A 10530-nucleotide genomic window follows, 5' to 3' on the forward strand; every position below is an offset into this window, starting at 1 on the left:
TGATGACTGATGACTGATGACTGATGACTGATGACTGATGACTGATGACTGATGACTGATGACTGATGACTGATGACTTCTCCTATAAATCTAATTTTTGTTTCCAGATAAGATCTTGAATCCAAATGCGATCGGGAAGGAGTCCCAACCTAAAGAAAATTTCAGCAATGCGCTGCTGTTCTTCAACAGCCCTGTCTTGAATTGGCAGCAAATTGTAGCTGCGGCTTTTAGTTAATATTCTAGCTGTTGTTTTTTTCATTCCCGTTCTAGCGCTGATAAATTCCGCTGAGCGTTCGGGATTCTTAGTTATCCAAGCACCCATCTGTCGCGTTTCTCCCATCACTGTTTTAACAATATCAGGAAAGTCGGTAGCAAAAGAGCGACTTGCCAAATAGAAGTTTCTGTCATTGATCAGCCCCTCGCTCTCAGTCAAGAAATGAACAGGCATAGTTTCCTGTAACTTAGCTAAAAACGGCTGCCAAATCGCCCAAGCATCTACCTCGCCTCTCAGAAATGCTTCCTGAGCTTTTGGCGGAGATAAATCGACGAATTCGGCATCTTCTAACTGCAAGCCGCCTTGAGTTAACGCCCGAATTAACAAATAGTGACCTGCGGTTTTCTGAGTTGCTGCTATTTTCTTGCCTTTGAGATCCGCCAGAGTCCGAATCGGAGAATTTTGAGGAACTATGATACCAATGCTTCCAGGTAAAGCTGAATCATTAGCAATATAAACGAAAGGTACGCCCTCTGATTGGGCAAAAATTGGCGGCGCAACTCCTGCATAACCCAGATCGATTTTTCCTTGTCCTATTGCTGCTAAAATTGGCGGCCCGGCGACAAATTCCGTCCATTCTACAGACCACCCCATTTTTGCTAAACGGGTTTCCAAAGAGCCTTTAGCTTTGAGATAAAACAGCGCTCCGAAAGGCTGATGGCCGATTCTTAGAACTTTTGTTAAGTTTGAGTAGGGATTTTTGGTTTTTGCTGTAAAGTTATCGATCAGCTCTGAGTTGCAACTTGCTACAGCTAAACTCAAGCAAAAAACTAGCATAAATAGCAGAAAATATCCCCACGTAAAACGCCGTATAATAATATTTAGAGTTGAAAACGATAATTTAAACCTAGTCTTTCTGTGGCTCATAAAATATCGTCCAAGTAGCTTGTGCAGGAGTAATATCTTCCAGATTTTTTTGACAGGACTTATATTATTTCCGCTTACTTCCAGGTGTTAAAAAAGGTATAATTAAATATATAAATTAGGCTGGCGGTTCCTGAAATTAGCCACAAAATTAAGCTATATTATAGCAGATTTCAGGAAAGTGATATTTGCTATGGCTGACTCTATTGCTCGCCGCTTGGAACAATACACGATCGCACGATCGCGCGAAGTTTTAATCGTCAAGGCCGAAATTGACGGCGAATTCGACGAAATTGCCATTTTTAAAGGCTTTTCTAGCTCCCTGGTGCGATCGACCGCGAGCGATCCAGACGTTCCAGTTTTGCCGGAGGGAGCAAAGATTCTTAGTGTCGATCGGCTGGAGAGTCCCTACAATCCAAATAACCCCCGCTATCTTCAGCAGGGGCTATCTTGGGAAACAATGCAATTTCTATTGTCCGAGGCCGGAGTTTAGCACTCACAGTAGGAATACAACAATGTTCATAGGTTTCAACTGAAGTCTAAAACCGTTCAGAAATCTCGTTGAGCCCTGAGTCTAGATCCCCCTAAATCCCCCTTAACAAGGGGGACTTTGAGAATACTCTTGTCCCCCCCTTGTTAAGGGGGGTTAGGGGGGATCGAGACTTGGATACAAACCAGAAATACAAAAGCACCTTGTATCTACCCTGATGACTAAATCGTGCCGCCGGCTGCTTGAAAACGAGCTCTCGCGCGTTTAATTGCTTGCTTAGCTTGAATTTGCTCTTGCAAAGTGCCGCTAGCAGCCTTTTCCAAACGAGCTTCTGCTTCGGTGTAAGCAGTACGAGCAGCTTCTTTATCAATCGTTTCGCCTTTTTCAGCGCCGTTGACAAGAATAGTAACTTCGTTGTCTTCGATTTCTGCAAAGCCGCCCATCAGAGCAATCGACACCCATTCCTTACCAGGACGGACGCGCATCACTCCAGTATCCAAAGCCGTCAACATCGGAGCGTGACCGCTCAAGATACCCAATTGGCCTGTGGTGCTCGGCAGAATTACTTCTTCAGCATTAGAATCCCAAACAGTTTTGTCTGGGGCAACTACGCGCACAGTTAATGTCATAAATTGTCCTCAGTCATTAGTCAACAGTCATTAGTCAACAGTCATTAGTCAACAGTCATTAGTCAACAGTCATTAGTCAACAGTCATTAGTCAACAGTCATTAGTCATTAGTTGTTAGTCATTAGTTGTTAGTTGTTAACTAATGACTAATGACCAATGACCACCCTTCGACTTCGCGAGCGGGTAAAATGACCAATGACTGATGACCACCCTTCGACTTCGCGAGCGGGTAAAATGACCAATGACCAATGACCACCCTTCGACTTCGCGAGCGGGTAAAATGACCAATGACCAATTACTAAAATTACTTAGCGTCAGCCTTCATTTTTTCAGCTTTGGCGATCGCCTCACTGATATCGCCAACCAAATAGAAAGCTTGTTCAGGTAACTCATCAAGTTCGCCAGCCAAAATCATTTGGAAGCCCTTAATGGTATCTGCCAGCTTGACGTACTTACCGGGGGAACCTGTGAATACTTCTGCCACAAAGAACGGTTGAGACAAGAACCGTTCAATTTTGCGAGCGCGAGAAACAGTCAAGCGGTCATCTTCAGACAGCTCGTCCAAACCCAAAATCGCAATAATATCTTGCAATTCCTTGTAGCGTTGCAGAGTAGACTGCACTTGACGAGCAACACCATAGTGCTCTTCACCGACAACGCTAACTTGCAACATTGTAGAAGTAGAATCCAGCGGGTCAACAGCCGGATAAATACCCTTCGCAGCCAAACCGCGAGACAACACAGTTGTAGCGTCTAAGTGAGCAAAAGTTGTAGCTGGAGCGGGGTCAGTCAAGTCATCCGCAGGTACGTACACAGCTTGTACCGAAGTAATCGAACCTTCGGTAGTTGAAGTAATCCGTTCCTGCAAGTCGCCCATGTCTGTACCGAGAGTCGGCTGATATCCCACAGCCGAAGGCATCCGACCCAACAGAGCGGATACTTCAGAACCAGCTTGTACGAACCGGAAGATGTTATCAATGAACAGAAGCACGTCTTGCTTGCTGACATCGCGGAAGTATTCCGCCATCGCCAGAGCCGACAGGCCCACGCGCATCCGAGCACCAGGTGGCTCGTTCATTTGACCGTATACTAGGGCAATTTTCGATTTGCTGCGGTCTTCTTCGTTAATAACCCCAGATTCGATCATTTCCTTGTAAAGGTCATTACCTTCACGGGTGCGCTCGCCCACACCGCCGAACACGGACACGCCGCCGTGAGCCTTCGCGATGTTGTTCACGAGTTCCATCATAATTACGGTTTTGCCGACGCCTGCGCCGCCGAACAAACCGATTTTGCCACCGCGACGGTAGGGGGCCAGGAGGTCGATGACCTTGATCCCAGTTTCAAACACCGAAGGCTTGGTTTCCAGTTCGGTGAAAGCCGGTGGGTTGCGGTGGATGGGCATACTTTCGGAAGTATTGACCGGGCCGAGGTTGTCTACGGGTTCGCCGATGACGTTAAAAATACGGCCGAGAGTTGGGATGCCGACCGGAACTTGGATCGATTCTCCTGTATCTACTACTTCCATGCCGCGCACCAAACCGTCGGTGGTGCTCATGGAAACTGCGCGCACTTGGCTGTCTCCGAGCAGTTGCTGAACTTCGCAGGTAACGGAAACGTCTTGACCTGCTTCGTTTTTGCCGGAAATCGTGAGAGCGTTATAGATTTGGGGCAGTTTGCCGCCTGGGAATTTTACGTCTACAACTGGCCCGATGATTTGGGTGATGTAGCCTACGTTCGTTTTTGTTGCAGTGGATACCATGAATAGTGCCTTTGTTAGGATGCTATTTTTCCCGTGGTGGAAAAAGTCTTAACATTTAGAAATGCTATTTCTCAGAGTACCACTGAACAGACGCACTATTTAGATTTGTATGGGGATGCTTAAGAGTCATTTTTCTGGTTGCTGCTGTCGCTTTTTTTTCCCGCGAGCGGCAGCCAAAGCCCCGATCCCCAGCATAGTGCCGAACACTGTCACAGGCTCGGGGGCCAACTCGGCCGACACGCTGAAGTCTTGGAAGTCGCGGTCGTTTCCTCCTCCGGCATCGTCGAAAGAGATTTTTGTGCCCTGAGCCAGTTGGGCCATTGTGAGTGATGAATATTGCTCTGGGCCTTTACCGCCGTTGATATTTGTAAATGAGTCACTGGAGCCGTAGTCGAGCTGAAAGTCGCCAAATACAGCTTGCTGACAGCCCCCCACCGTACAGTCATCTCTCCGGAACTGGCTGAGGGCCCCCCACCATTCGGGGCTGTTCATGAAGCTGCTGCTGGAGGCGTACTGCTCGAATTGTTTGCCGCTGCCGCTGTCGCTCCACAGCAGCAGGGCATAAATTTGATCCTGCAAAAATGTGAAGCTTTGGGTGGCGGAGCCGTTGCTTGAGGTGACTGCGTTGCCGAAGCTTCCCTTCCATTGATCGGCGCTGCCGTTATCTGAGGGTTTAATCTCGTAAAACAGTCGAGTGATGTTGCTGTAGCCATTGACTCCTGTCTGAGCTTGGGCTACCCACAAGCTGGACTGGTAACTGCCGTGAGATTGGTCGAATGTAAAGTTTATGCTTGTATCTCGATCGAACTGGATGCCGCTGGTGCCAAACATGAAAGCTCGGGCGGGCGTGCAGATGCTGAGCAAGATTGTAGTTGCCAAGCTGGCGACTGTAAAAGATGTTTTTTTGACTAGCGTTAAGGTAGTCATAACCCTGATTCCTCCAGTATTGTTAGTTAGTAAGGTGGGACATCCCATCTTGCTGTGACGGGAATAGACGATCGCCAGCCTTGGATATTGAGGACGATCGTCAAACCGACAAAAGAGACTCTACAACAGTGAATCTACAGACCGATATCACTTAGGTGTGTTTTTGAGTAAACGAGTGCTTGTTCTAAGAGTTTTCACTGACACTGCAAGTGCCACATTACTTTCATCTGTCACAGCAAGATTTTCACCCAGTATAGATTTCCAACCTACTACATTTATTCGTGTCGGTAACGGTCTCAAGTTGACTGCAAGACTTGCAAATATTAGCTTTCATTAAAAATATATAATTTTTTTTTGTCAACTTTTGTGAATTTTTGGTAAAGATCATCCACAAATTATAAAGTTTCTGAGAAAAATTCGGCTGTTCGTCCAGTTGCTGCTGAAAGCGGGCTGCAAGCTGCTCGCCCGCTTTGAGGATACGGCGGCGACCGCGAGTAGGGAGGTGAGCGAGTGGTTGGCCACTAGAAGCAAGCGGCAAAACAGGCGATCGGTACTTACGCATTTTTGACTAATCCTCTGGGTTGTTGAACCCCTAACTCTGGCGTTGGGCCCCATATTTTCGCCAGTCCCAAACCCATCAACTAGGTTTCTTAAGGTGATTGCGTCAGGGAATTTGTGAAAGTGGAAACGAGAAACTCTCGTTTCATCGCCCGATCGCCCGCGCCTGAGTCATCGTAAAAAAAAACTTTTTCTGTATAAATTTTAGTAATTAAACACATACATTTCCGGCGGCTTCCCTCTCAATTATTCCGGAAAAATATGCCGATGCTATTGACATGAGGAATTTTGAGGAGTAAGACTAGGAATAGATAAATAAGATCGCGCTTTAAGCACAACCTTTAAACACAATGACAGCCAACAGACTACCTTTACTCGGATGGTTATTCATAGTTGGCTGGCTTGTAGCAGCAGGCTCAGCTTCCGCACAACCCATCGCCCCAGCGCCCGACGGCACCAACACAGTTGTGACACCCAACGGCAACCGCTACGACATTACCGGGGGTTCAGTAGGCGGAGACCGAGCTAATCTTTTTCACAGTTTTACTCAGTTTAATCTGGGCGAAGGTCAAACCGCCAACTTTTTGACAAATCCCCACATTCAAAATATTTTAGGACGAATAAACGGGGGAAATCCTTCTTTAATCAACGGCTTAATTCAAGTGACAGGCGGCAATTCAAATTTGTTTTTGATGAATCCGGCTGGGATAATTTTCGGCAACAGTGCTAGTCTCAACGTGCCTGGTTCTTTTAACGCCACGGCGGCGATCGGTATTGGTTTTGGGAACAATCAGTGGTTTAGTGCGCTCGGCAATAACAATTGGGCAACTTTAATCGGAAATCCCAACAGTTTTGCCTTTACTAACCTGCAATCGGGAAGCATTGTGAATGCCGGAAATTTGACCGTGGCGCCCGGTCAAAGTTTAAGTTTGACAGGGGGTACGGTTGTCAATACTGGCCAGCTAACTGCGCCGGGAGGTAGTGTTCTGATTGCGGCTGTACCGGGTCAAAATATGGTGCGGATTTCTCAAGCGGGAAATTTATTGAGCTTGGATGTTCAACCGACAGCAACTGGGGGATCGCTGCCAAATAATTGGACGCAGCCTGTGCTTTCTTTACCCGAGTTGCTGACTGGTAAAGGTGCCGAACAGGCAACTCAGTTGACGGTAAATCCTAATGGGGATGTGGTGCTGACGGGGAATGTGGCTGTGCCTTTAGCTCCGGGAACTGCGATCGCCAGCGGCAGTATCAATGTCTCGGGCAATACTGGGGGTAATGTTAACATTTTAGGCGATCGCGTAGGCGCGATCGCGGCTAACATCGATGCTTCGGGTACTAACGGCGGCGGGAATGTACTGATTGGTGGAGATTATCAGGGTTTGGGGGCTGTACCGAATGCTGTGCGGACGTTTGTCAGCGCTGACTCGACAATTAATGCTGATGCGATTGGTAGCGGGAATGGCGGGCGGGTGATTGTTTGGGCTGATGAAACTACTCGCTTTAATGGCAATATTACTGCCCGAGGTGGCTTGTTTTCGGGGAATGGTGGGTTTGTGGAGGTATCGGGAAAACAATCGCTGGATTTCGCTGGATTGGTGGATTTGCGATCGACTTTTGGGATTGCTGGAAATTTATTGTTAGATCCTACTAATATTACTATTAGCACCGGTGCGGATGCAGGCGGTGGCTTCGGGGCAGGAGTATTTGCTCCGGCTGGGCTTACTTCTACAATCAATAACGGGACGCTGCAAACGCAACTGGGTTTAGGTAATGTCACTATTTCTACTGCGTCGCTTGCTGCGAGTGCGGGTAATATTACAGTTAGCGCTCCGATTGCTTGGGCTAATAGTAATTCTCTGACTCTGAATGCTAATAACAGCATATTTGTTAACAACAATATCACAACTCAGGGAGGCAATATCACCCTCAATGCAGATGCTGATAATCTCACAGGTGGTAATCTCAGCATCACCGGTGCGATTAATACAAATGGTGGCAATTTTACGGGTAGTGGTCGCGGGAATGTTGGCGGCGGATTTGGAATCGCTATTAGCGGTGGCACAATTAATGCTGGTGGTGGGAACATTGACCTCAACGGTAGTGCAGGAAACACGTCAAGTGCCACAGAAAACACCGGAAGTGTTGGTATTACGATAAATTCCTCCAGCACTACACCTAATTTAACACCTACTTTAACAACGACTGGAACGGGAAAAATTACCCTCACCGGAAATGGCAGCACTAACTTCAATAGTTCCGGGATACTTTTGAGCGGTGGGCCTGCGATCAGTTCGGTAAATGGTGATATTACGCTGACTGGTAACGGCAGCGGATCTGGATACGGCATCCAGATAGACAAAAAAGTCGTGGTGGAATCAACGGGGACAGGACAAGTCAGCCTGACTGGTACGGGCGGTAACGGAATAAATAACGGTGTGGGGATATCTGTTGATAACGCCAGCATAGTTCGATCGCAGAATGGAAATATCAGCCTCACAGGGAAAGGCGGCGGGACGGGAAACAATAACTACGGTATTTCCCTCAACAACGTGGCATTAGTGGAATCAAAAGGCATCGGAACTATTACTTTCAACGGTACCGGCAGTGCTGGAAAAAACAACAACTCCGGCATATTGATTAATGCCAGCAAAGTGCGATCGCTCGATGGAAACATCAGCCTCACAGGGACAGGCGCAGGCACTGGAACCAATAACTACGGTATTCGCATGGAAAACACGTCCTCAGAGGTACCAATTACCAATGACTCATTAGTGGAATCAACAGGAACCGGAACTATTACTTTCAGCGGTACGGCTGGTGCGGGCACAAACAATAACAGCGGGATATCAGTTGCTAATTCTAACGTGCGATCGGCCAAGGGAAATATCGCCATGACTGGCACAGGCGCGGGGACTGGTATCAACAAAACAAATTATGGCATTACTGTTGAAAATGGCGCGACAGTAGCATCGACGAACGAAAATATCGATCTGACTGGTAAAGCAGCAATCGGTTCGGCTGCAATTTATCTGAATAATAGCTCGCTACAATCGACGGTGGGAAATGTTGCTCTGACTGGTAATGCGCCAAGCGGCGCGAATGAAATTAACCTGAATAATAGCAACATTAACCTGACTGCGGGAAGTGGCAATGATGTTACTTTGACCAGTGATGCAATTACGCTGTTAGGCACGTCTCAAGTCAAAGGCAACGGTACTATTCTGTTACAACCTCTGACTCCGAGTTTAGGTATTACTGTTGGCACTGCCGGTAATTCTAATGATTTGAATCTCAGCACTACTGAACTCGCAGCTTTCAATGGATTTTCCCAAATGATTATCGGGCGGGCGGACGGGAGTGGTACGATCGCCATTGACCCCGCTGGTTTTATTTTTAAATTGCCGGTCACCATTGAATCTCCAAATAGCGGTGGCGCGATCGCCGTCAACGGCCCAATTGCCGCCACAGGCAGCGCTACAGTGACGCTGAAGGGAGCAACACAACTGAATAAAAACATTACTACTGCTGACGGGAGTATCTCGTTTCTCGGCAATGTTCTCCTCGGTAATGATGTTACTCTCAACACTCAAAAAACTCCCAACGTCAGCAGCGGTGCGGATATTACCTTTGGTGGCAAAGTTGACGGCAACAAACAATTAAATATTACTGCTGGCACTGCTACTATCAAGTTAAGCGGGCCTGTCGGTGGTGCTACTCCCTTGGCTGCACTTGGAGTAAATCAAGCTGCCAATATTACGAGCACTGGCGCTATCAACATTACCACTACAGGCGATCTTACTACAAGCAATATTACAAATCCTGGACGGGCGATCGCGCTTACGAGCAATAATGGCAATATTACAACATCAGGAGCAGTTAACACGAGTGCTTCGGGGGGAGATATCACTCTCAAAGCTTTTAAGAGTGTTAGTGTGGATCGAATAAATGCCGGCACGGGAAATATTGTGTTAATTGGGAAAGAAGCTAACTTTAGCAGTGGGCCTGCTGATTCTGTTCAAGGTACGGGTACTTTTTCTCTGCAACCGTTTGATGCAAGCGGTAATATTCGGTTCATAAATGGAGTAGCTAATCCTGTCGATCCGAATACTATTTATGTGGGAAAGCCGTTTCAAGATGCCCTGCAAGATGGATTTAGTTCGATCGCGATCGGCAGGCCAGACGGCACTGGTACGATTACCTTTGACAGAGCTCATAGTTTCCAAGATCCGGTGACTGTTCAATCTCCCGGGGGTGCGATCGTTGTTAATTTACCCCTCACCGGAAAAGATAATGCTTCGATCGTTTTTAATGGCGCGACAACACTCAACGCAGGTGTTGCTACCAGCGGTCAAGATATCACTTTCAAAAGTCCTGTACTCGTCCAAAATAATGCTTCTGTCAGCACAGGTGCAGGTGCAGGAAATATTCTGTTTAACCAAACCGTCAACGGCGCACAGACGGGAACTAAAGACCTGAGTTTAACGGCAGGTACGGGCAATATTACATTCAATGGTGCAGTTGGGGCTGTAAGTGCGGGCAAATTAACAGCTAATTCAACAGGAACAACCGCATTCAATCAAACAGTCAACGCTGCGAGTTTGACTACAGATGCAGGCGGCACAACTACACTCAATGGCAATGTGACAACTACTGGCCCTCAAACCTACGGAGATGCAGTTACAATTACCAACATAAATCCGATTTTCACAGGCAACGGGATTGCTTTCAATAATACTATTAACCTTAGTAACAGTGGCAGCGATTTGACTGTGGATGGGGGTACTGGTAATGTGACATTCAGTAGTGCGATCGGCAGCCTCAACAACCGGATCGGCAAATTAACAGCTAATTCTACAGGAACAACTGCATTTAATCAAACAGTCAACGCCGCGAGTTTGACTACAGATGCAGGCGGCACAACTCAAGTCAAGGGAAATGTCACTACAATCGGCCCTCAAACCTATGGAGATGCTGTCACGATTGCCAACAATCCGATTCTTTCCGGTAGTGGCGTTACTTTCAATAA

General features: G+C 47.2%; 6 protein-coding genes. 2 read left to right on the forward strand and 4 right to left on the reverse strand.

Annotation, left to right across the window (positions count from 1 at the left end; genetic code table 11):
* Positions 1-82: 82 nt before the first annotated feature.
* The gene (locus tag QUB64_RS31165; protein WP_333276448.1) at positions 83-1051 is read right to left on the reverse strand and encodes an aliphatic sulfonate ABC transporter substrate-binding protein; all 969 of its coding nucleotides are present in this window, start codon (positions 1049-1051) and stop codon (positions 83-85) included.
* 280 nt (positions 1052-1331) lie between these two features.
* On the opposite strand from QUB64_RS31165, the gene QUB64_RS31170 reads away from it, so the two are divergent.
* Positions 1332-1631 carry a DUF7734 family protein gene (locus QUB64_RS31170; RefSeq protein ID WP_333276451.1) on the forward strand — a complete coding sequence of 100 codons (300 nt, stop codon included), beginning with the start codon at positions 1332-1334 and terminating at the stop codon, positions 1629-1631.
* 218 nt (positions 1632-1849) lie between these two features.
* Here the strand turns inward: QUB64_RS31170 and atpC are convergent, their stop codons facing one another.
* The 3 genes from atpC to QUB64_RS31185 all read right to left on the reverse strand — a co-directional run bounded on the left by atpC (position 1850) and on the right by QUB64_RS31185 (position 4946).
* Positions 1850-2257 carry an ATP synthase F1 subunit epsilon gene (atpC, locus tag QUB64_RS31175; protein ID WP_333276454.1) on the reverse strand — a complete coding sequence of 136 codons (408 nt, stop codon included), beginning with the start codon at positions 2255-2257 and terminating at the stop codon, positions 1850-1852.
* Positions 2258-2561: 304 nt separating this feature from the next.
* Positions 2562-4019 carry a F0F1 ATP synthase subunit beta gene (atpD, locus tag QUB64_RS31180; RefSeq protein ID WP_333276457.1) on the reverse strand — a complete coding sequence of 486 codons (1458 nt, stop codon included), beginning with the start codon at positions 4017-4019 and terminating at the stop codon, positions 2562-2564.
* Positions 4020-4145: 126 nt separating this feature from the next.
* Complete coding sequence (locus tag QUB64_RS31185) at positions 4146-4946, reverse strand: PEP-CTERM sorting domain-containing protein (RefSeq protein WP_333276460.1); 801 nt, start codon at positions 4944-4946, stop codon at positions 4146-4148.
* Between the two features lie 908 nt (positions 4947-5854).
* Between QUB64_RS31185 and QUB64_RS31190 the strand changes: the two genes are divergently transcribed.
* A partial coding sequence (locus QUB64_RS31190; protein WP_333276462.1) for a beta strand repeat-containing protein occupies positions 5855-10530 on the forward strand: 4676 nt, incomplete at its 3' end.

Origin of the sequence: Microcoleus sp. Aus8_D2, from assembly GCF_036702665.1 — a bacterium.
GTDB lineage: Bacteria > Cyanobacteriota > Cyanobacteriia > Cyanobacteriales > Microcoleaceae > Microcoleus.